This window comes from Ruegeria sp. N11, from assembly GCF_056531525.1.
In genome coordinates, this window is sequence record NZ_JBQFLX010000008.1 from 179,415 (window position 1) to 200,186 (window position 20,772).

Annotated in this window: 21 protein-coding genes; 10 read left to right on the plus strand and 11 right to left on the minus strand. The window is 56.8% G+C overall.

The features are described from left to right. Positions 1–46: 46 nt before the first annotated feature. Entirely contained in the window at positions 47–1,372 is a 1,326-nt protein-coding gene (locus ACR0J8_RS10765; RefSeq protein WP_480890105.1) for a glycine cleavage T C-terminal barrel domain-containing protein, read from the plus strand. Between the two features lie 3 nt (positions 1,373–1,375). Continuing rightward, the gene (locus ACR0J8_RS10770) at positions 1,376–3,034 is read left to right on the plus strand and encodes a thiamine pyrophosphate-binding protein (protein ID WP_480890107.1); all 1,659 of its coding nucleotides are present in this window, start codon (positions 1,376–1,378) and stop codon (positions 3,032–3,034) included. A 266-nt stretch (positions 3,035–3,300) separates the two neighbouring features. Here the strand turns inward: ACR0J8_RS10770 and ACR0J8_RS10775 are convergent, their stop codons facing one another. From ACR0J8_RS10775 to ACR0J8_RS10800, 6 genes are all read right to left on the minus strand, one after another. After that, positions 3,301–4,014, minus strand: a complete 714-nt coding sequence (locus ACR0J8_RS10775; RefSeq protein WP_480890110.1) for a sulfotransferase family 2 domain-containing protein — start codon at positions 4,012–4,014, stop codon at positions 3,301–3,303. 158 nt (positions 4,015–4,172) lie between these two features. Continuing rightward, positions 4,173–4,763 carry a hypothetical protein gene (locus ACR0J8_RS10780; RefSeq protein ID WP_480524693.1) on the minus strand — a complete coding sequence of 197 codons (591 nt, stop codon included), beginning with the start codon at positions 4,761–4,763 and terminating at the stop codon, positions 4,173–4,175. Between the two features lie 369 nt (positions 4,764–5,132). Next, positions 5,133–5,894, minus strand: coding sequence for an ABC transporter permease (locus tag ACR0J8_RS10785; protein WP_480524695.1), 762 nt, complete (start codon positions 5,892–5,894; stop codon positions 5,133–5,135). Further along, on the minus strand, positions 5,891–6,637 hold the full coding sequence (locus ACR0J8_RS10790; RefSeq protein WP_480890114.1) for an ABC transporter permease: 747 nt from the start codon (positions 6,635–6,637) through the stop codon (positions 5,891–5,893). Before ACR0J8_RS10790 ends, ACR0J8_RS10785 begins: the two co-directional genes overlap by 4 nt. A 9-nt stretch (positions 6,638–6,646) precedes the next feature. Further along, positions 6,647–7,411 (minus strand): transporter substrate-binding domain-containing protein, encoded by a 765-nt coding sequence (locus ACR0J8_RS10795; RefSeq protein WP_170678949.1) that lies wholly within the window; start codon positions 7,409–7,411, stop codon positions 6,647–6,649. 38 nt (positions 7,412–7,449) lie between these two features. After that, positions 7,450–8,241 (minus strand): ABC transporter ATP-binding protein, encoded by a 792-nt coding sequence (locus ACR0J8_RS10800; protein WP_480524698.1) that lies wholly within the window; start codon positions 8,239–8,241, stop codon positions 7,450–7,452. A gap of 92 nt (positions 8,242–8,333) precedes the next feature. Between ACR0J8_RS10800 and ACR0J8_RS10805 the strand changes: the two genes are divergently transcribed. From ACR0J8_RS10805 to ACR0J8_RS10825, 5 genes are all read left to right on the plus strand, one after another. Next, on the plus strand, positions 8,334–8,981 hold the full coding sequence (locus ACR0J8_RS10805; RefSeq protein ID WP_480524700.1) for a TetR/AcrR family transcriptional regulator: 648 nt from the start codon (positions 8,334–8,336) through the stop codon (positions 8,979–8,981). Continuing rightward, complete coding sequence (locus ACR0J8_RS10810; RefSeq protein ID WP_480524702.1) at positions 8,978–10,162, plus strand: pyridoxal phosphate-dependent aminotransferase; 1,185 nt, start codon at positions 8,978–8,980, stop codon at positions 10,160–10,162. The genes ACR0J8_RS10805 and ACR0J8_RS10810 overlap by 4 nt, the downstream gene beginning before the upstream one ends. Continuing rightward, positions 10,159–11,763 (plus strand): 5-guanidino-2-oxopentanoate decarboxylase, encoded by a 1,605-nt coding sequence (locus ACR0J8_RS10815; RefSeq protein ID WP_480890119.1) that lies wholly within the window; start codon positions 10,159–10,161, stop codon positions 11,761–11,763. Before ACR0J8_RS10810 ends, ACR0J8_RS10815 begins: the two co-directional genes overlap by 4 nt. Positions 11,764–11,766: 3 nt before the next feature. Beyond that, entirely contained in the window at positions 11,767–12,549 is a 783-nt protein-coding gene (locus tag ACR0J8_RS10820) for an arginine deiminase family protein (protein WP_480524705.1), read from the plus strand. A gap of 413 nt (positions 12,550–12,962) precedes the next feature. Beyond that, positions 12,963–13,151 carry a hypothetical protein gene (locus tag ACR0J8_RS10825; protein ID WP_170617162.1) on the plus strand — a complete coding sequence of 63 codons (189 nt, stop codon included), beginning with the start codon at positions 12,963–12,965 and terminating at the stop codon, positions 13,149–13,151. A gap of 226 nt (positions 13,152–13,377) precedes the next feature. Here ACR0J8_RS10825 and ACR0J8_RS10830 read toward each other — a convergent pair whose 3' ends face one another. Then, entirely contained in the window at positions 13,378–14,445 is a 1,068-nt protein-coding gene (locus tag ACR0J8_RS10830; protein WP_480890123.1) for a hypothetical protein, read from the minus strand. Between the two features lie 150 nt (positions 14,446–14,595). Here ACR0J8_RS10830 and ACR0J8_RS10835 point away from each other — a divergent pair, with 150 nt between their 5' ends. The 3 genes from ACR0J8_RS10835 to ACR0J8_RS10845 are packed head-to-tail and all read left to right on the plus strand — an operon-like array spanning position 14,596 to position 17,296. Beyond that, positions 14,596–15,249: a PepSY domain-containing protein gene (locus tag ACR0J8_RS10835; RefSeq protein ID WP_480890125.1), complete on the plus strand. Its 654-nt coding sequence runs from the start codon at positions 14,596–14,598 to the stop codon at positions 15,247–15,249. A gap of 38 nt (positions 15,250–15,287) precedes the next feature. Further along, positions 15,288–15,947 carry a response regulator transcription factor gene (locus tag ACR0J8_RS10840; protein ID WP_170808303.1) on the plus strand — a complete coding sequence of 220 codons (660 nt, stop codon included), beginning with the start codon at positions 15,288–15,290 and terminating at the stop codon, positions 15,945–15,947. Continuing rightward, positions 15,947–17,296 (plus strand): ATP-binding protein, encoded by a 1,350-nt coding sequence (locus ACR0J8_RS10845; RefSeq protein ID WP_480524712.1) that lies wholly within the window; start codon positions 15,947–15,949, stop codon positions 17,294–17,296. Before ACR0J8_RS10840 ends, ACR0J8_RS10845 begins: the two co-directional genes overlap by 1 nt. A gap of 77 nt (positions 17,297–17,373) precedes the next feature. Here ACR0J8_RS10845 and ACR0J8_RS10850 read toward each other — a convergent pair whose 3' ends face one another. The 4 genes from ACR0J8_RS10850 to ACR0J8_RS10865 are packed head-to-tail and all read right to left on the minus strand — an operon-like array spanning position 17,374 to position 20,343. Next, positions 17,374–17,769, minus strand: a complete 396-nt coding sequence (locus ACR0J8_RS10850) for a hypothetical protein (RefSeq protein ID WP_480890128.1) — start codon at positions 17,767–17,769, stop codon at positions 17,374–17,376. Between the two features lie 8 nt (positions 17,770–17,777). Continuing rightward, on the minus strand, positions 17,778–18,884 hold the full coding sequence (locus ACR0J8_RS10855; protein WP_480890131.1) for a hypothetical protein: 1,107 nt from the start codon (positions 18,882–18,884) through the stop codon (positions 17,778–17,780). Then, positions 18,881–19,126 carry a hypothetical protein gene (locus ACR0J8_RS10860; RefSeq protein WP_480524716.1) on the minus strand — a complete coding sequence of 82 codons (246 nt, stop codon included), beginning with the start codon at positions 19,124–19,126 and terminating at the stop codon, positions 18,881–18,883. Before ACR0J8_RS10860 ends, ACR0J8_RS10855 begins: the two co-directional genes overlap by 4 nt. Continuing rightward, on the minus strand, positions 19,126–20,343 hold the full coding sequence (locus ACR0J8_RS10865; protein WP_480524717.1) for an arylsulfotransferase family protein: 1,218 nt from the start codon (positions 20,341–20,343) through the stop codon (positions 19,126–19,128). Before ACR0J8_RS10865 ends, ACR0J8_RS10860 begins: the two co-directional genes overlap by 1 nt. Positions 20,344–20,772: the final 429 nt, after the last annotated feature.

A 20,772-nucleotide genomic window follows, 5' to 3' on the forward strand; every position in this document is an offset into this window, starting at 1 on the left:
CTGTGGGTCGTCTATCGGCCTCGCGTGGGGCGGCGGTGCGGGCAAGGTGCTGGCCGACTGGATGGTTCACGGCGAAACGCAGATCAACACAAGGTCGATGGACCCGCGCCGTTACGGCGATTTTGCCAGTGACACCTTTATCCTCGAACGCACCAAAGATGAATTCATGCGCCGCCATGACACGCCCTGCCCTGGCAAGCAGTTCACGTCCCTTCGCCCGATCAAGCGACATCCGCTGTATGATCGGTTGGCCGCCAAAGGCGCGGTTTTCGGCGAGATCGCAGGGTGGGAACGCCCACGGTATTTTGGCATGCCGGGTGAAGTCGAGCAGATAGGCTGGGGGCACCAGCCATGGCACACCAACGCGATGGCCGAGGCGCAAGCAACCCGTGCGTCTGCTGGCGTAATTGATCTATGCGCATTTGCTCAGTTCGAAATTACCGGCCCGGATGCCTGCAATCTGCTGGGCAGGTTATCTGCAAACACAATCCCCTCCCGCGACGGAGGCATAAGCCTGAACCACCTGTTAACGCCCAATGGACGGTTCGAAACCGAGATGACGATCTGGCGCATTGCCCGGGATCGGTATTTCACAGGCTCCGCAATAGCCCGCGCCAAACCGGACTTTGATTGGATCCGATCGCACATTCGGCCAGGCGAGGACGTGCGGATGATCAACCGAACTTCGAACTGGGGGATGCTGGCCCTGTCCGGTCCGAACTCGCGCAAAATCCTGCGTGAACTTACCGACGTGGATCTGTCGACTGCCGCCTTCCCCTGGTTGTCGGGGCAGGAAATCACCGTGGCGGATGTGCCAGTCTATGCCTTGCGAGTATCTTTTGTTGGAGAGTTGGGTTGGGAGATTCACGCGCCACTCCACCGGACCGCGGAGATCTATGATGCGCTCCACGCGGCAGGTGCCGGGCACGGCCTGATTGATTTTGGCAGTTACGCCTTCAACGGCATGCGAATGGAGAAGGCTTACCGCGCGTCGGGCGAACTGACCACCGATGTCGGTCCGCTGGATGTCGGTTTGGACCGTTTCGTGCGTGCAGAGAGACGCGATTTCATTGGGGGGAATGCCTTGTTGGCCCACGTGCCGGAATGGGAACTGCTTTATTGCGAACTGCACTCAGATCGTATCGACATTCATGGCGGAGAACCCGTCCTGCATAACAGCGTTGTTGTCGGCCTGACAACGTCGGGTGGATATGGTTACACGATCGGAAAATCTCTGGGCTGGCTGTTCGTGCGCAGGGGTACGGCGCGAAGTGGGCTTTCGGTGCAGATTCTGAATCAGGACATACCCGTTACAGTCCATGACGAAGCGCTTTTCGACCCAAAGAACCTGCGCCCCCGATCCGAGGAGTAAATGATGACCACGATCAATGGCGGTGAGGCCGTCTATCGCGTTTTGAAGGCCAACCGTATCGACACGGTATTCGGATTACTCGGCGGCTCGATGCTGGAACTTTACGACGCAATGTATCGCGGCGGCGATATCGCCTATATCGGCGCCCGCGATGAACGCGCGGCCGGGCACATGGCGGATGCCTGGGCGCGCATGACGGGCAAACCCGGGGTTGTCCTTGGCGCGAAGGCCGGCCCCGGCGTGGTCAATATTGTAACGGCGGTGGCCGAAGCTCATCTGGCCTATTCACCGCTTGTCGTCATAGCGGGGGCGATCAGCCGGTCCGATCAGGCCAAGGATACGTTTCAGGAAGTCGACCAGGTCGCGTTGTTTGCTCCGATCTGCAAGCGTTCGGTGATGGTGACCGATCCCAGCCGACTGGCGCCAATGCTCGAAGATGCAATCCGACTAGCAAGTTCGGGTAGACGCGGGCCGGTGGTATTGCATGTCCCACGCGATCTTTTCGCGGCCCAGGTTCTGTCCATTGCGCCGGAGCCCGTCAAAATAGCCCGCCCCGGCCCGCCTGCACCCGAGGATGTGACCGCGATAGCCAGACTGCTGTCCGGCGCAAAGCGCCCGGTGATTTTCGCAGGTGCCGGTTTTAAGTGGAGTGCCGGGTGTGACACGCTGACAAGGCTTGCCGAAACGCTCGAGATTCCGGTGGTCGCGTCGACGGGTCATGCGGATGTCATGCGGCATGGTCATCCCTGGTTCGCCGGACAGGCGGGGCCACGTGGCAATCGCGTCGCCTCGCGCCTGACCAAAGAGGCAGACGTTATGATCGTTCTGGGCGCGCGGTTGGGGTTCAACTCGACCTTTCACAGCAATGACTATGTCGGGGCCGATACCCGAATTGCCCATGTCGATATCAAAGGGTCCGCCGTCGGTCGCTATTTTCCGGCTGAGATCGCAGTTCAGGCAGACGCCTGCCAAACGGCCGTCGCATTGACCGAAAAATGTTCAAAGCCCGCCGCTGATCCATGGCGTATTTCTTTTCAGGACGACATGAAAACCTTGCGTGCTGAACGCGATGAGGAGGCCAGAATCGCCACGCGGCCAATGCACCCCAGACGCGCCTTGGCGGAAATTCGGAATGTCCTTCCCGAGACTGCAATTGTAACGCTGGATACCGGCAACACGTGTCTTCAGGCAGCAGACCGCCTGGTCCACTATGCACCCAAGTCACTGATTACACCGCTGGACTTCGGATTGGTCGGTTTTGGTCTTCCGGCGGCTATTGGCGCCAAGGCCGCCGCCCCGGATCGACCGGTCGTGGCAATCATGGGCGACGGCGCGATCGGATACACGATGATCGAAATTCAGACAGCAATCTCATATGGATTGCCGATCGTGGTCGTGGTCCTGGATAACGAGGCCTGGGGAGCGGAAAAAGCGTATCAACAGGAGTTTTTCGAAGGCCGTCTGCTTGGTGCCGAAATCGCCTCGCCCCGGTTCGACCGGTTCGCTGAGTTGTGTGGCGGCAAAGGAATCTGGATAGAGTCGCCGGAGGATCTGAGGCCAGCCCTGACCAGCGCATTTTCCAGCGGGGCAACAACTGTTATTCACGCCAAGATCGACGCCAAAGCCCTTACGACGTTGCGCAAGGATTTGTTTCAAAGGTGATTTGCAGAGGGTCGTTTGAAGCCAGCCAAATTCCAGGGCTTAGCGAATTGATGGCACCAGTTTGGACCCATCTTGACCTCGTGGCGCTCCCATGACGGCGGGTTCCAGACGCAAGCTCTGCCGAACCATTTGTTTGATCGGGTTGACTACGGTCGGGATTGAACCTGCCTAAATTAAGGCACCGAGTCGGAGGATTCTTGCGCTTTGCGCGAACTCAATGCCCGGGTAGAAACCAATTCTATTTTACCTTCAGTCACCCCTTGGGGCTACAATTTTCGGAGAGAGAAGTTCTTCTTGCGAACCAAGCCGTCGTTGAAATCATACCCGAAATTCTCAATGTCGCGGATGTAAACCTCACCAACCGCTTTACTGCTTTCATCGGAATAGTATTCCCGGTAATCCCGCCTTTTCGATTTCTTTCGATGCTTGAAGAACACACGCCTGCTGCCAATTTCCCGAAGCACGACTTTTAGGTCTTTATCGAGGGTTTCGAAGCGGCCCAGGAAATCCAACGGCATTTCACCGTCGTCATTTACGAGAAAACTGGATTGGGGTTTGAAATAGGGTATGTCGAGGTACTTTGAAGGTTCTTCCGTGAATGAAGACAGGAAGCTCTCGAAATCGGGGTGATTGGCCACCAGTTCCAGTTCCTGACGCCGCGCGATGATATAGTGATAGGCCGAGACCAACCTGTCCCAAGGATTCCGAACAAAACTGAACTTGAAGTAGTCTGCCGCCTCTGGCCCCAATTGCTCGAGATGCACAAATAATGACGAGTGCTTATCGACCGAAGGAGAAGGATCATGTTTCGTAAAATTCAGGAGGTTCGGGCGGCGCAAAATTGTTGAAACCGTCGATCCCGCAGTTTTTGGAATATGAATGAATACGGTCTTTAGCGTGGGATAGATTGGCACCGAATTGCTACGCCTCCTTGCAGACAACGCGTGGGGCGCAAGTGCTCCGAAGGCCTCGCGCAACATGCGCAAGACCAATGGTACACTCAGACGGGTGGCAAGAAAAGCATATCGATATCATGCAGATACCATGTGCCGCGCCTATCTAATGGAAAATCCACGCGACGCCCTTGCCGCGCTGCCCGGACCGCATGATCGAATACGGGCCAGTGGCCCGCTCCGATTCAGAACCTGTAGTTCAAGGAAAATGAAAGCGTGGTTACACCTAAATCTTTAAAGTCACGTTCAAAATCCGAGTACTCAGAATAGACCAACTCGGCGCCAAGCGTGATCTCCTCGCGGATGAAACGTTCATAACCAAGAGACACGAAATAACCATCGCCTTCGCCAGGGTTAATATCGCCGCTGGCGTGCGTGTCGAGTTCAGCATAGCCGGCGCTGGCGTAGTACATGTTCAACCCGCTGTCGATGCCGCCGCGCGCGCCAAAACGCTTGTATGAACCCAGTTCGAAACCAGGGTCAATGTCCAGATTCGTCCGGGTGTATTGCAGGAAATACCCGATTATGACCTTGCCGAAATCGTAGTCCCAGCCGAATTTCGCGCCGTAGATCGGACCGCTGGAGCCTTCCACGTCGGGGGCATAACCAAGTTCCAAACCAACGGAAAAACCTGTCCAGTCGACGCCGGATGCAGGGAGTACAGCTGGCTTTTGGAACGGTGCCATGACACGGGAAACTTCAGTATCACTCGCCATTGAAGCTGCCGGGTACATCGCAGCAAGGACAAGGGCGACGGCTTGGGTGCGAATAGTCATTTTGATCATATCCATAGCAACTGAATTAACACCTTACCTTAGCGCAGATGCCACGTAATGTTCCATGTGGGACCCGGAAATCCAGAAAATTTGCCATGGCTGTTGTGTCAATACGGCAATGGTCGCGGAACACAAAAGCCCCTGATGCGCTCTGCGTCCAAACGCTTACTCGAATGCCGTGTTGCCGCTGGGTCAGCAACCGTCATTCTTCAAAGAGTTGACCATTGTTCGGTTCTTTACAGCCGCCTGGAAGTGAGCGGTTGTTTTCTTTGGCAGATCTTTAACGGACAAGACTTGGCAAGAAAACTGAAGCAGGCGAAACGCTTACCTAGCCTAAAGTCGAGTTTATCTGAAAAGCGTCAAAGCGATTCAAACCCCTTCGAACCGCCGGAATGCCAGAGCAATCAGGCCCGCAATCGCCATATAAACCAGCGCAAGCAGCAGCAGTGGTTCGTAAACGATAAACGTGTCTGCCCGAACCCGGGAAGAAACTGCATAGATCTCGACCACTGTTATGGTCGCCACCAATGGCGTTGCCTTAAGTTGCAGAATTGTTTCGCCACCCAAAGTCGGCAGCACGTTGCGGACTGCCTGCGGCAACCAGATCCGGCGGAACATGGTGAAACGAGGCATACCAAAAGACTTTGCGGCCTCAAGCTGCCCTTTCGCCACCCCGGAAAACGCGCCGCGCATTACTTCGCCCTCATAGCCCGCGAATGACAAGGTCAGCGCGAGCACTGCATAGGGCCACGCCTGGCGCAGGTACGGCCACAGTTCCGATGCACGGATCCAGGGAAACTGGGGAAACAGAGAGCCCAGCCCATAATACAGCAACCAAATCTGCAGCAGCAGCGGCGTACCGCGAATTATGGTGCAGAATACCCGAGCTGGAGTGGCCAGATACCAAGGCCCGACCGCCTGCGCCAATCCAAGCGGCACAGCCAAAAGAAAGCCCAGAACAGTTGTAACAACCAGAAGCCAAACCGTGGTCCAAAGACCTTGCAGTGCCAAGGGCGCATATTTTGGGATCCAGTCCCAGCGTAGCGAAAACGCGCACCAGATCACCAATGCCGCAAACAGAAGCATCATAACGATGCGGTGCGGTTGCATCAGGGCTTTAAAGGTTGTCATGCGGCGTCCCCTTTCAGCGAAGGTTGACCGCGCCGTGCCCATTTCTCAATTCGGGCAAAAACCACACCCGAAAACAGGGTCACCATCAGATAGAGGAAGCCCGCCGCCAGAAAGAAAGTGAAATAGGCCCGAGTGCTGCTTGCCGCCTGCCTTGTTTCCAGGGTCAATTCACTAAATCCGACAACGGCCAGCAACGCCGTGTCCTTGGTTGCGATGAGCCACAAATTGGCAAGCCCCGGCACCGCAAACCCCATCATCGCGGGTATCGTTACCCGAAGCATGATCATGAAAGCTGGCATTCCGTAAGACTTTGCCGCTTCGATCTGTCCCACCGGAACAGCCTTGATGGCACCGCGCAGAACTTCGGTGGCATAGGCCCCCTGTACCACGCCCAGCACCCAGATGCCTGCCGCGATACCGTTGATTTCAACCCGGCCTCCGCCCACCGCCTCAGAAATCTTGTTGATGATATCACTGCCGACGTAATAGAGGATCAGGATCAGCACCAACTCAGGTACCGCCCGGATCACAGTCGTGTAGATGGCGAGAAGGTCGCGTGTGACCTTCCCGCCGTATAGCTTTCCGTAGGCTCCGAACAGCCCGATTACCAGCCCCATCCCAAATGCGCCGAAGGCGATCTGCAGCGAATTGGCAAGCCCGCGCAGCAGGTTGCCTCCCCAGCTTGACAGCGACAGCAACTCGGCGCTGGCGCCGAGGCCCAGTGTCTCGAACAGTCCGGTCACAGCAGCGCCTTAGTAGATGCTGGTCGTGAAATAGCCCGCGGTGATTTTCTCGTGGGTTCCATCTGCCAGGATCGCCGCGATCCCTTTGTTGAGCGCCTCCAGAAGCTCGGTGTCGCCTTTGCGCACACCGGCACCAACACCACGGCCCAGGATCGCCGGGTCATCCGCAACGGCACCCTTGATCTCGCAGCAGCTGCCATTGTCCGAGTTCACGAAGTCGGCCATGGCAATGCTGTCCGCCTGGGTCGCGTCGATGCGGCCCGCGAACAGGTCCTGATTGGCCTCGTCCTGCGTTTGGTAGACCTTCAGCTCTGCGTCCTTGAAGTATTCCTGCGCGTAAGCCTGGTGAATGGTCGAGGCCTGGATGCCGACTATCTTGCCCGCCAGCGACTCAGGGGTCGGTTCAATGTCCATCGACTTGTCCGCCACGATCACCGCCGGGGTGTTGTAGTAAGGGTCGCTGAAATCAATGGTTTTCAGGCGCTCTTCGGTTATTGACATCGAAGCCATGATGGCGTCGATCTGCTGGCCGGTCAGCGACGGGATGATGCCGTCCCATGCGACAGGTGTGATCACACAGTCCAGTTCCGCCGCAGCGCAGACGGCACCAATCACCTCAATTTCCCAGCCGACCCAATTGCCCGAGCTGTCGGGCGAGGCAAACGGAGGATAAGGCTCGGCTGCGATGCCAATCTTGACCTGTTCAGCGGCAGCGGCGCCTGCAGTCAGAACAGCCACGGCAGAGGCCGCAGTCAGAAGTGCTTTGAGTTTCATAGGATTCTCCCTGTTGATATTATTTGGTTTTTTGTGTGCTACCCGACGGAACTGAGGAACTGTTTCAGTCGTTCGGATTGCGGGTTTCCAAAGATCTCGGCAGGCTTCCCCTGCTCTTCAATACGACCTTGGTAAAGGTAGACGACATGGTTCGCGACTTCGCGCGCGAACTTCATTTCGTGGGTGACCAGCAGCATGGTGCGCCCTTCGGCGGCAAGATCGCGGATCACTGTCAGAACTTCGCCCACAAGTTCAGGGTCCAGCGCCGAGGTCGGTTCATCAAACAGCATGGCGGAAGGGTCCACCGCCAATGCCCGGGCAATTGCAGCCCTCTGCTGCTGCCCGCCGGACAGGTAGGCCGGGAACGTGTCTTCCTTGCCGCCCAGCCCTACCCGGCGCAACAATTCGTGTGCGCGATCGATCGCCTCGGATTTCGGAACCTTCAGGACATGCACCGGCACCTCGATCACGTTTTCCAGAAGGGTTCGATGTGTCCACAGATTGAACTGTTGAAACACCATCGCCAGCTTGGTTCGGATTCGTTCGATTTGCTTCTGGCTGGCCGGGCTGCCATCAGCCCGCATCGCCACTTCCTCACCGCCAATCACGATCTTGCCTGAGCTTGGCGTCTCAAGAAAATTGATACAGCGCAGCATGGTCGACTTGCCCGACCCCGAGCCGCCGATGATCGCCACGACGTCACCTTGATGCGCGGTCAGATCCACGCCTTTCAGCACCTCCAGATTTCCAAAGGACTTGTGCAGGTCTTCGACTCGGATCGCCTCGCGGCGCGTGTCCGTCAGCTGAACTGATGCAGTGGCAGTGTCCATTTTCCGTGACCCCAAAATTCTGATTGCAGTAAGCCGTGAACCTAGTAATTATGCAAGTGTATAATTACAGCCGTCAGAAAAAAGGAACTGTCGTGAGCGAAGAGCGCAAAAAATTCAGGCGGGAATCGGCTGAATCCCGGCAGGAGGCGCTGATTCTGGCCACGCTTGAGCTGGTGGCCGAACAAGGCGTGCGCGGGGCGACGGTGCGGGGAATCGCCGAGCGCGCAGATGTCACCCAGGGACTGATCCGGCATTATTTCAGTTCCAAAGAGGAACTGATCGTCGCCGCTTACGAGCACCACATGAACACAATGACGGATCAAACCTTTGCCCCGGCAAACGGCGCGGCGGCCAGCGCACGCGCCCGGTTGATCGCTTTTGTGACGGCGTCTTTGACAGCCCCGGTTGTCGACCCAAGGGCAATCGCGCTGTGGGCCAGCTTTCTGAACAAGGTGCAGCGCGACCCACAGATGAAGGCGACGCACGAACGCACATACGCCTATTTTCGCGACCAACTGGAGGGGCTGATCGCCGCTTCGATGAAAGAAGCGGGCCGCGCCCCCTCTCCCGCCCGCCTGCGTCAACTGGCCATCGCCTGCAACGCGGTTATTGACGGCCTCTGGCTTGAGGGCGGCGCCCTTCCCGATGCTTTTGCGCCGGGCGAACTGGTCGAAATCGGGCTGCAATCCGTTTCCGCCATCATTGATTTGGATCTAACGCAGGAGAGTGAGCGCCAATGAGGCTGACAGCAATTACCGAACGGCTGGCCGGTTTGGGCGGCGGGAAATGGGAGGTGCATCTGAAAGCACGCTCTATGGTCGAGGCCGGGGCCGATATCGTGGAAATGACCATTGGCGAACCAGATGTTCCAACCCCAACTGAACTGTGCGACGCGGCAGCGGCCGCGCTGCAATTGGGTCGCACAGGGTATTCCAACGGACGCGGCGAAGCCGGACTTTGCGCAGCCCTGGCCGAGGCCTACACCGCAACCCGCGGACGCCGGTTTCTGCCAGAGAACATACTTTGCTTTCCCGGCACCCAGACCGCCCTTTTCACTGTCATGCAGGGCGTCGCAGAAGTTGGCACCGAAGTTCTTGTAGGTGATCCAATGTATGCCACCTATGAGGGCGTGATCCGAGCGTCAGGTGCCGAGCCGGTGCCGGTGCCGCTACGCCCCGAAAACGGATTTCGGTTGCAGGCAGAAGACCTTGCCGCGCACATTACCCCCCGCAGCAGCGCCATTCTTCTCACGACTCCGCACAACCCGACAGGCGCCATCCTGACGCCCGAGGACGTTCGGAAGATTGGTGAACTCGCGATAGAACACGATCTTTGGATAATATCCGACGAAGTCTACGAGCATCTGATCTTCGAGGGTGCAGAGTTTGCATCTCCCCTCTCTGATCCGGCGCTGGCAGACCGGGTCATTACAGTCTCTTCGATCTCCAAGTCGCACGCGGCCCCCGGCTTTCGCAGCGGCTGGTGTGTGGGCCCGGCCGAGTTCTGCACCGCGCTGTTGCCAGTCTCGGAAACAATGCTGTTTGGCAACCAGCCCTTTATTGCTGACATGACCGAAAAGGCCGTGCGCGAGGGGTCATCGGTGGCTGCCGGTATGGCTTCGCGCTTCGCGGCGCGTGCTGCGCTGCTGGAAAACCGTCTGCACACCGAATCCGGGCTGACCGTCCACCGGCCCGATGCCGGCATGTTTGCCTTGGTCAACGTCTCGGCCAGCGGATTGGACGGCGACGCCTATGCCTGGGACCTGCTGGAGCATGGTGTTTCGGTCATGCCCGGCTCTGCCTTTGGCGAAAGCCTCAGGGACTGGGTTCGGGTTGCTCTCACCATTGACGACGACAGTTTTGCCACCGCACTGGACCGCATCGTCGCCCACGCAAACCGCAAGAAACGGAGCGTTGCATGACCAACCAAACAGTCGGCGAAGCGCTGGTCGCCGAGTTGAGGCAAAGGGGAGTCTCCTGTGTTTTTGGCATTCCCGGCGTGCATACGGTCGAGCTTTATCGCGGTCTTGCAGCCTCTGGCATCCGTCACGTGACACCACGACACGAACAGGGCGCTGGCTTCATGGCTGACGGCTATGCCCGTGTCTCGGGGAAACCGGGCGTTGCCTTTGTGATCACGGGTCCTGGCCTGACAAACACGCTGACACCAATGGCCCAGGCCCGGGCGGACTCAGTCCCAATGCTGGTGGTTTCAGGCGTTAACGAACGCAGCACCTTGAATCGGGGACTTGGCCATCTGCACGAACTGCCCGATCAGCACGCGCTGGCCAAAACTGTTGCGCTGGTTTCCGAGCATGTCGAGCAGGCTCACGACCTGGGCACCGCTCTGGACCGCACTTTTGCACCCTACTCCGCGGGTCGACCCGGCCCAACTCATATCCAGATCCCGCTGGATGTCGCAGGACTCGCAGCGCAGAGCGCCGTGGCCCCGAGTGCCAAGGCCTGCCCGGCATTGAACCCAACACGGATTCAAGACGCGGCAGACCAATTATCGGCGGCGAAGAAAGTGGTCATCCTTGCTGGCGGCGGAGCAAAATCGGCCGGATCGCAGTTGCAAGCTCTGGCAGAACGCCTCGATGCGCCGGTCGTGCAAACCGCGAATGCCCGCGGGTTGATTCATGGTCATCCGCTTACCGTACCAGCAAGCCCCAGCCTGAAGTCCGTCCAAGCACTTATCGAAGATGCCGATTGTGTCCTCGCTGTGGGGACCGAGCTGGGCCCCACCGATTATGATATGTATGCAACGGGGAAAACTGCGGCCATGTCCCGGCTTATACGCGTTGACATTTGTCCGCACCAGTTGGCTCGCCACGATGTCGCGATTGCTATCGAAGGCCGCGCTGACGAAGCTATGACCGCGTTGTTGAAAGCCCTGCCCGGCAAATCAAACCAAAACGCAGGGGTGGCCCGCGCTGAAAAGACCCGCACCGCCGCGTATGAAGAGATCGGTCCGAACTATCGTGCTCAGGTCCAAATTCTGAACGAAATGCGCAATGCGGTGCCGGGCACGCTGATGATTGGAGATTCCACTCAGCCGATCTATGCGGGCAACCTCTACTACGACCACGACCGCCCCGGCGGCTGGTTCAATGCCGCTACCGGATACGGTGCGCTGGGCTATGGTATACCTGCAGCCATCGGCGCTGCGATCGCCGCCCCGGACGCCCATGTCATTTGTATCGCTGGCGATGGCGGCGCTCAGTTCTCGCTGCCCGAGGTCATGGCCGCAGTGGACGAAAACCTGCGCATCACCTTTGTTCTTTGGAACAATCACGGTTACGGCGAAATCGCGACCTCGATGGAAGCCGTGGATGTGAAGGTGATCGGGTGCGACCCGACCCCGCCTAAATTTTCCGCCGCGGCTGCCTCGTTCGGCATACCCTACACACGCGTACCACCAGACCCGAGGGCCATTGCGACCGCTCTGGCAGCGGCCAGCGCTCAGAATTGCCCCTCCATTCTGGAAATTGACATTGCCGGACGCAATCCGGATCAGGAGTGACCAATGCGAAATCCGACCTTTGAGTTTACCCGGGCCATCACCCGTAGGCCCGCCTCGACCATTGCTGACGGTCTGCGCGCCGAGGACATCGGCAATCCCAGCCTGGATGGTATGCTGGCTGCCCATTCAGCCTATGTCGAAGCCCTGCGCAGCACCGGGGCCGACGTCATTGAGCTTGAACCGCTTAACGCGTTCCCGGACGCCCAGTTTGTCGAAGACACTACGCTGTGCCTACCGCAAGGCGCTATCCTGATGCGACCCGGCGCGCCCTCGCGGCTGGGCGAGGTGGCTGAAATGGCACCGACAATCCGCGCCTGCTATGACGATGTTCGCGAGATCAAAGGCCCCGGCCATGTCGAAGGCGGCGATATTCTGGTGACCGGAAAAGAAATCCTTGTCGGCCGCTCTGACCGCACAGATGCTGCAGGCGTGGCAGAACTGACCAAGATCGCCAGTGAATGGGGCCACTCCCTGCGTGAAGTCTTTACGCCGGACGGCGTCTTGCATTTCAAAACGGATTGTTCGTTGATGGATGCCGAGACGATCCTGTCGACCAGGCGCCTTGATGCGTCAGGCTGTTTCGAAGGCTACAGAGTCCTGCATGTGGCCGATGGTGAAGAAGCCGCCGCAAATGCTATCCGCTTCAACAACCTTGTTCTTATGGCCGCTGGTTTTCCACGCACGGCAGAGATGTTGGACAAAGCGGGATATGAGGTTATCCAGATCGACAACACCGATTGCGCCAAGCTGGACGGCGGCATGTCTTGCCTGTCCCTGCGGTTTTGATCAGTCGGGCAACGCGTCAAGAATAGAGTCTCGGTCCAAGGCACGGTTCTGGCAATAGCACTGGCGGAACTTTCCGCCTGTGTCGGACCCCTATCGAAACGGAGACTACACGGTCGGCGATGATAGCTTCACCATAGGCGACCTCGCGCTGAACTGTGTTTCAATTACCCTCGCGAGTAATTAACGGGCGGGTTGTAACAGTCGTAAGGGAACTCGGTTTCTCGAAAAAACCGTCTGCGCACAGCAAAATTGCGCGCGAAAAGGACTACCTCAGGCTCTTTGTTTACAACCTGACAACAACATTAACTGAAAGTGAACAATGTATTCTCTATGTGTTCAACCGTTTTCGACCATAGTGGGTTCACTAAGTCGGACGGAACGAAATGCGTCCGGTTTGATGGAAGGGAACATGCATGGAAAAAACTACCACAGCGATTGCGATGCACACCCCCCCCGCGGCAAAGCAATCATCCAGCGCTGTCGTCTGCAGCGGCGTGTCGAAAAACAAAGATTCGAGCAGCGGTCGCTTCCCTCCTATTGAAAACGCACTCATCAATATTGTGAATAACAAGCGACTGATTGAGGCGATGAGGGACGTCTGAGTTACCGCAGACGATCTCTCGGTTCCCTTGGGTGTCGTCTTCCCCGGGAACAATACGAAGCTAAAGCCCGCTCTGCGCCAGAGCGGGCTTTTTCTTTGCATATTCAGATGTGATCCGAGTTATGTCTTGGCGTTCAGTAGGTGATGGGCCAGCCAAGGGGTTGGAAATGATTTGGCTGGCCCGACCTCTCGCGCCTCCGAATTCGGAAAGGCGCGAAACTCCTGATTTACAACCCCAGCAACGACTTAACCGCCGCTTCGACTTCATCTGTGACCGGCTTGTTGGCCGCATTCTCCAACGCCTCACGTTCCCTAAGCGTCTGATCCTCCAGCTGGCCCTGCAGGTCCTCAACTTCAGAAACAGCGTCGTCGTAATTGCTTGCAGCTTCCTGTTCGGCAGCTAGCTCGGCAGCGGTGTCCCTAGATTCCTGCAGTTCGGCATTCGCCTCGTCCAACTGCGCTTCGATATGTGGGTCTGTACCCCCGGCGTCGGCAAGTTCCTGTTCCAATTCCGCCACGCGCTCTTCATCCGCGCGCACATCAGCTTCGGCCGCTTCGAGTTCATCTTCGATTTCACCTATGGGACGTGAAGGTGGTTCCAGTCCGTTCAGAAGATCTTGGGCGTCTTGCAGGTCGTCGCGCAGTTCGTCTCCTTCCAAAACCGTATCGCGGTATGTTGCAATACGACCGACACGCGAGTTGGGCGCGGCGTTCTTCAGAGCGGTCTCACTGGCGTGAGCAGCATTCAACGCACCCAGTTCAGAGGGGTGTGCGCCCAGAATTTCAGCCCATGATTCGTCTTTTTTGCGGGACAGAGGCCGAACGGATTTTGCAACTTGCACGGTAGACTCGGTGCTCCGCGCCACGCGCTGCGATTTCCGCTTGGGTTTTTCTGTTCGGTCGCTGGATTTCTTGCCCGTAAACAAATCTTTCAGAGAGAAATTGCTGCTCTTTGACGTGTTCGATTTCCCGCTTCCGGAAGCGGACTTTCTGCCACCTGTCTTCCCGGCGGACTTCTTGCTGCCGCCTCTGGAAGTCACTTTGCCTTTGGCGTCTTGACCCTTTCCGGCACCTTTGTTCCCCTTTCCGGCGCTGTCGTTGCCCTTGCCGCCACCATTACCGCCGTCGTTTCCGCCGCCTTTACCTCCTCCTTTGCCGCCGCCATTTCCACCACCTTTTCCTTCTTTCGCATAAGCAATGTCGGGAAACGTGAACGCCGCGACGATCGCGGTTGACCCAATCAGGGAGATCGCGACTGCGGAGGCTTTCAGCAGACCGGAAAATTTGGTTTTCATAACGGACCTCACGGGCTCAGTGTTGCTTCAGGCGTCAACATTTCATGTTGGACGCAAATGTATTTGACCCCATTTGACCATATTGTGGTTGAACTCACGCCTAACTGCTGGTTCATCACCAGTTCACATTGAAGCCGGTAGAGTTTGAGTATGTTTGTGCGGCTAAGACTTTCAGGATTGGGGAACCTGCTTGCAACTGCGGGATTGATTACCTGTTTTGTGACAGGTGACGGCAACGCTGCTGTGCGCGAGCTTAAACAATCCGAATTGCGGCACGCCACAACATCAGGCGGTGCCATTCGCCTGAAGAGGGTTATCAGAGGTGTTGAAAAGGTTTTCGGCGGAACCCCCGTCGACGCCCGCGCCTTTGAATCCGATAAGGTTTACTATCGTATCCTGGTCAAGAAACCGGACGGGAAGATCATCAGCGTCATCGTGGACGCCCAGACGGGTGTCGTCGTGTCCAACCGGTCTCGCGTCAGCCGCGAGATTACAAATGCAGCGCGGGCGAAACCCGGCAATTCGGCCAATTCCGGTAGAGGAAGCGTGCAGAATACCAATAGCAAAAGTGCCAACAGCGACAGCAGAGGTAATTCCGGCAACAATCGCGGCGGCAATGGAAACGCTGGTGGCAACGGCAATGGAAACGCCGGTGGCAACAGTGGCGGTAATGGCGGCGGCAACGGCGGCGGTAATGGCGGCGGCAACGGTGGCGGTAATGGCGGCGGCAACGGTGGCGGTAATGGCGGCGGCAACGGTGGCGGTAATGGCGGCGGCAACGGCAATGGCGGTGGCAAGAAATAACTGATGATCCGTCATCAATTCGCCTGTAGTTTCAAATCATGAGAATCCTACTTGCAGAAGATGAACCGCGCCTGTGCGAGCAGATCAAAAAACTACTGAGCGCCGAAGGTCGGATCGTCGATGTAGTCCATAGCGGGGTTGATGCGCTGCATATGGGGTCGACTGAACCCTACGACATGATCATTTTGGACATCGGCCTTCCGGAACGTGACGGGATTTCCGTTTTGCGAGATTGGCGCAGTGCCGGAATAAAGACGCCTGTTCTGATCCTGACCGCCCGAGACGGCTGGAGCGAGCGGGTGGACGGTCTGGATGCAGGTGCAGATGACTATATGACCAAGCCTTTTCACATGCCCGAACTGGCGGCCCGCGTCCGTGCGATTTTACGGCGACAGAGCGGACAGCTGAACCCGGTCATCGAAATGGGAAGCGTCCTTTTGGACACAAGAAACGGGCGTGTCTCCGTGGACGGAATTCCGGTTGATCTGACCGCACAGGAAATCGCCGTCCTCACCTATCTGGCCCATAACCCCGGGCGCCTGATCTCGCGCACTGAATTGTCGGAACATATCTATGAGTATGACAAGGATCGGGATTCCAACACAATTGCCGTATTTATTACGCGCCTGCGCAAGAAGCTGGGACCGGACCTGATCACAACGGTTCGGGGTCGCGGATACATGATCGATTCTGCCTGATGCTTTCGCTGCGACAACGGGCATTGCTGGGCGGAATATTGTCCGGAGCAATGTCTGTGGGTGTGGGCACGCTGGCGGTTTTTTCCTACATCGATTCCCGGGTTTCCCAGCAGTTCGATACAACGCTTCGGGACCGGCACACACAACTGATCGTTGGACTGAGTGTCACCACCGACAATCCCGAAGCACTGCGTGATCTGATTTTCGATCCGGCATACAGTACTCCATATTCCGGGCGATACTGGCAAGTGACAAGCGAGGCAGGCGAAGTTTACTCCTCGGCTTCCCTTTTCGATGAAACCCTCGCCGAGCCGCAAGATGCACCCGACACAGTTATGCTGTGGAACACCGATGGGCCGGAGAATGAAGCGGTCCGCGGCATATATCAGAAGATCACCTATGAAGATGGCACGATCTGGGGCATCAGCGTCGCTGAAAACCGCGACAAGCTCATCGCGGAACGCCGGGCCGCACAACGCAGCCTAATCCCGGTTTTTGGGCTGGTTGGCCTGATAGGCATCGCCGGTTCGCTGTTGCTGATGTCGGCCATTCTTGGGCCGCTTCGCAAACTGCGGTCAGATGTGGCCCAGCGTTGGAACGTGGACGAAGACCTCAGACCGGAAGACTACCCCGAGGAAGTGTCGCCGCTTGTCCAGGGCCTCAACCAGCTATTGCAACGCAACCGCGACATTGTCTCCGGGTCCCGCAGGCAGGCGGCTGATCTTGCACATGCGCTGAAGACACCGGCCGCGATTTTGCAGAATGAACTGGATAGTTTGTCCGAGGCCGGGGTGGACATCAAAACCGCACAGGAATCTCTGGATCGGATCGATGCGCAACTTGGCCGCTCTCTGGCGCGAATGCGCGCGATGAACACTGCCGAACTGACCCATTCCCGTACAGACCTGTCAAATTCCATCGACCGGCTTGCAAAGCTGTTTTCCCTGATGGCCGAGCGTGAACAGAAGACATTAAAGGTGGCGACCATTCCCGGCCTGTGGGTTCGAATGGACAAGCAGGACATCGAAGAGGTTCTAGGAAACCTTCTGGACAATTCAATGAAATGGTGCCGGCAGATTGTGCAGGTGACAACGACGCGGCAGGACCAGTTTATCGAAATTCGGATCGAAGACGACGGACCGGGAATTCCCGAAAATGACCGACGCGAAGCGCTTCGGTCCGGGGGGAGGCTCGACACATCCGTCACCGGCAGCGGCTTGGGGCTGGCAATCGCAGTGGATCTGCTCACGGCATATGGTGCCAGTCTTGATCTGGGCAGGTCGGAAGAACTCGGTGGTCTGAGGTGCAGCATCGTGATCCCATTGGGTTCTCATGCTGGCGCCAGTTGAAGCATGGCGGTCCAGCTTACGGGAACGGGTAAAATTCGAATTTGCTTAGTTAGCCATTGGTGCTTAGACCAGTTGCTTCAAGCTCGATTGGATGCAACTGCCGATCCGGTGGTGATGGAGTGATCCCTAAGAGCAGCATAGATTTCATGGGCATCTCGCAGTCGCGAAAGTTCAAAGTTATCGGTCCTGACCAGGTCGGGTTTTGAATGAAAATACTGTTCAAAGCTTTGGGTGGCGGGTGACAGCCCAAGCAAGTCATACAAGGTTTCCATGGTTGCCTGTGGGGCGCTACGCAGGTCGTCCTGAAACAACAAAATGCACTGATCCTTATGCTTCAGAAGCGCCTTGAAGGCGCAGATCCAGTAGTCCAGCCAATAGTCCAGCCTATGTGTGTCTTTGCCGACCGGATTGAAGTCCTTAAACAAGAAGGGTTTATGCAGATCTCCGAACTCGAAATGTCCGATATCGGCCATGTTTCGGGTTACGAAACTGTCCCGAGCCTGAAGCTTGCTGAAATTGTTGTGCTGGCGAAGCAGAGACTCGGCATGGCATTCCGGTCGCCGAACCGGAACCACGATCCGGCAATCCGGCAATCCGGGAAGGATTTGAGCAGATAGGGAATTCGGGCAATGTTCGCGTTATTCTTGGAGCAATAGCGCGTTTTCGGCACGTCATTTGGACCCGCCTGACAGTTCCGCGCTCTGATGATGCGGCTCATGTGCTGTCGCAAAAACTGGTCTGCCCGAGGGTCTGTGTCGCCAACGTCCCAAAGTGGAATCGAAGTCCCCCGGTAGCGTTCTGGCCAGAACGCTTTCCAAAGCACTTCCTCTAACGCTTCCGGGCTATCAAGGTCGATCTCCATCCCGTCGCCGTGGGCGCGCTGCCGCCGCCGGACGCCGCGATGCTGACCGCCGGCTATTTTGTTCCACATAACAGGAGCCGTAATAAATGGCATATCCCGGTACATATGCGTAGCTACTTCGGGCGCATCGTGCAGTGCGTTGAGGACTGCCGTTGTGCCGCCGCGAGCGAGAGAGGTTACGAATACCGGTCGCTGCCCATCAGAAGTGCAAGACACCCTTACCAGGCGATCTTCTAGCCGCGCGCCCAGTTTCAGCACCGCCGGGCCTGAAAATGCAAGATTATGCACAAACTGGTCGATCGACGAGTACTGACCCCCTTCATTATCTTCCGAAGCATCGGCACGACGTAGCCAGCTGACAATCTTGACGCCCGCAAAGGCAACAACCAATACCACAACGATGTAATCCAGGCGAAGCATGAGCCCAAGTACCGCTTCACCTGCCACAACGCCTGCCCAATCCGCCAATGCAATCGGCAGACCTGTCGCAGCCAGGGCCAGCGCGATGCGCCATGTCAGATTCAGACCGCCCGCCAACAGCTTCAACCCCGCCTGCCTTGCGGCCTTTTCCTTGGCGTCGTCCGAAAGCTGATTGTCAAACAGTGCAGTGACACCCGCCATGCAGGTGCTCACACCGTTTTGGGCCGTCCCTGCGATGTTTGTTAGCCACAGGGCCAGAATGAACCCTGCAACCGCCAAAAGAGAAACGGCTAACGCTGACGTCATGGTGCGGAATCGGCCCTTTTCTTCCGCCCCCCGATCCACCGTTTGAGCGGGAACCAGACCAGACCGACGATCAGAAAAATCACACCCAGAATGACAGCAACCGTAACGGCTATCGAGCCTAACCCTGCTCCGGGGCCGATATAGGCTTGTGCCGGGCTCGGCAGCAGTAATAAGACGGTGCAGATAACCAAAATAGGCTGGGCGATGCGGCCTACGAGCGTGTGTTTGCTAAGCCGGTTCATTATGCGCATTCCTTCCAATCGACTTCAAAATAGTCCGGTGGATAGAGTTTCGAATTGGTGATCTCACCAACAAATTCGTCATCATATTCATTTACGTATTCCCAGATCACCTTGCCTGTTCTGTCCACTTCCAGAACGCGCCCGGCGTCAAACTCGGTGATCAGCATGCCGCCGTTTTCCAGAATTTCGTGCTGCCCGCGTACGACCGACAACATCTCCTGACCCGGTTTGCTTCCGAATACGGCTTCCGTTTCGCGGCTCACCGGGTCAATCGCAATGATGTTGGTGTCGCGGGGCGCATCCAGCCGGGTTTTCTCGGTTGGTGTGTAGGACGTAAGGTAAGCGTTGTTGTTGAAGATCAAAATTTTCCCGTCCGAGCGGAACTCGGGATCGTGCTGCCGAACCCAGGGACCCGTCTGGTACCACTTTACTTTCCGGGTGGTCGCATCAACTACCATCAAAAGATTGAGCCCCCGCATAGAGATCACCCAATCTCCTGCGCTGAACAATGGAAACTTGTCCGCCAATTCCAAAGGCAGCTCGTCAATTTTGTTGGCATGAACCAACTCATTACGCGCCACATGCGATGGCTTAATCTCCCGTCCGTTGGCAGTCAGCAACGCGGACAGCCCGCTGTCGATAATGATGCCGGGTATCGAAACGCGCTCAAGGACCTGACCCTGTTGATCGAGTCTCAGGATGGTGTCTTCCAGTATCGTCTCGTTTGTTGCGGGGGTCGAAAAGGGTGGAAAGCGATCAACAACTTCAGATGCCATCCATTCGTCCCGGCCACGCGTCAGGTATCCTCCGTTTTCCGATGTAACTATCGAGTGGTGGGTTTTTTCGTTTAGCGTCCAGAGAACCCCGGAACATCGGTCCAGCTTCACAGCTCCGCAATACTCATAACTGAAGACAAGCTCGCCTTTCTCGATCAGCAATGCGCCATGAACGTCCGTCATCAAAGGGTTGGTGAGATGACCGCAAGGGCGTGTGTCGGCATCGGGAAAATGCTTAGTGTAATTCAACGACCACTTGCGGATGACGCTACCGTCACGGTTCACAAGCCTGACCTGGTTCTCACCGTCAAAGAAACCCATCAGCAGAATGGTGTCCTGACGGCCCGGCTGACTATTGATTACAACACCGCTGCCTTGTTTGCGCGTCGGCTGAAGATGTTTATGGTATGCCCGCGCCTCTCGTGTCAGGGATTTGTCCACGAATAGGACTTTGTAAACTGAGCGGAGCTGTGGAACAGGCGGCCAGTTTTTCCTTTGCGCGACTATCCCGAAAAGCACCGAAGAAAAACAACGGTGATGAAGAGACAAGCCCAGAACACCCGTTCGGGCAGCTTTTCGAACTTAGGTTTCTTATTGCCCACTTTATTCACTATCAACGAACTCAATACTCAAACATGTCACCGGACACGCGGCTCAGACTCATAGCCCAACGTTCTGTTTAGCAAATTGAATTCGCTTCTATTGAGGCGTCGAGAAACTTCTGCCGTTCAAATCTGTAGATGACCCCCTGGAAGTATGAGTTAGAGGTCGAAGACCGTAATTTTCAAACAATCCAGCCTTCTTCGAACGTTTTGTTTCCCCCCCTCAAGACACATGCTTTTCACTTAGCTTCACAGCCTAAAGGTGACT

What these genes read in the sequence shown, in the direction of transcription:
- ACR0J8_RS10835 (WP_480890125.1), top strand. Translation starts at nt 14,596, where the DNA reads ATGTTTGTGCGGCTAAGACTTTCAGGATTGGGGAACCTGCTTGCAACT.
- ACR0J8_RS10860 (WP_480524716.1), bottom strand. Translation starts at nt 19,126, where the DNA reads ATGAACCGGCTTAGCAAACACACGCTCGTAGGCCGCATCGCCCAGCCT.
- ACR0J8_RS10810 (WP_480524702.1), top strand. Translation starts at nt 8,978, where the DNA reads ATGAGGCTGACAGCAATTACCGAACGGCTGGCCGGTTTGGGCGGCGGG.
- ACR0J8_RS10785 (WP_480524695.1), bottom strand. Translation starts at nt 5,894, where the DNA reads ATGACAACCTTTAAAGCCCTGATGCAACCGCACCGCATCGTTATGATG.
- ACR0J8_RS10840 (WP_170808303.1), top strand. Translation starts at nt 15,288, where the DNA reads ATGAGAATCCTACTTGCAGAAGATGAACCGCGCCTGTGCGAGCAGATC.
- ACR0J8_RS10795 (WP_170678949.1), bottom strand. Translation starts at nt 7,411, where the DNA reads ATGAAACTCAAAGCACTTCTGACTGCGGCCTCTGCCGTGGCTGTTCTG.
- ACR0J8_RS10825 (WP_170617162.1), top strand. Translation starts at nt 12,963, where the DNA reads ATGGAAAAAACTACCACAGCGATTGCGATGCACACCCCCCCCGCGGCA.
- ACR0J8_RS10820 (WP_480524705.1), top strand. Translation starts at nt 11,767, where the DNA reads ATGCGAAATCCGACCTTTGAGTTTACCCGGGCCATCACCCGTAGGCCC.
- ACR0J8_RS10780 (WP_480524693.1), bottom strand. Translation starts at nt 4,763, where the DNA reads ATGACTATTCGCACCCAAGCCGTCGCCCTTGTCCTTGCTGCGATGTAC.
- ACR0J8_RS10850 (WP_480890128.1), bottom strand. Translation starts at nt 17,769, where the DNA reads ATGGCCGATATCGGACATTTCGAGTTCGGAGATCTGCATAAACCCTTC.
- ACR0J8_RS10775 (WP_480890110.1), bottom strand. Translation starts at nt 4,014, where the DNA reads ATGTTGCGCGAGGCCTTCGGAGCACTTGCGCCCCACGCGTTGTCTGCA.
- ACR0J8_RS10770 (WP_480890107.1), top strand. Translation starts at nt 1,376, where the DNA reads ATGACCACGATCAATGGCGGTGAGGCCGTCTATCGCGTTTTGAAGGCC.
- ACR0J8_RS10855 (WP_480890131.1), bottom strand. Translation starts at nt 18,884, where the DNA reads ATGACGTCAGCGTTAGCCGTTTCTCTTTTGGCGGTTGCAGGGTTCATT.
- ACR0J8_RS10845 (WP_480524712.1), top strand. Translation starts at nt 15,947, where the DNA reads ATGCTTTCGCTGCGACAACGGGCATTGCTGGGCGGAATATTGTCCGGA.
- ACR0J8_RS10830 (WP_480890123.1), bottom strand. Translation starts at nt 14,445, where the DNA reads ATGAAAACCAAATTTTCCGGTCTGCTGAAAGCCTCCGCAGTCGCGATC.
- ACR0J8_RS10800 (WP_480524698.1), bottom strand. Translation starts at nt 8,241, where the DNA reads ATGGACACTGCCACTGCATCAGTTCAGCTGACGGACACGCGCCGCGAG.
- ACR0J8_RS10815 (WP_480890119.1), top strand. Translation starts at nt 10,159, where the DNA reads ATGACCAACCAAACAGTCGGCGAAGCGCTGGTCGCCGAGTTGAGGCAA.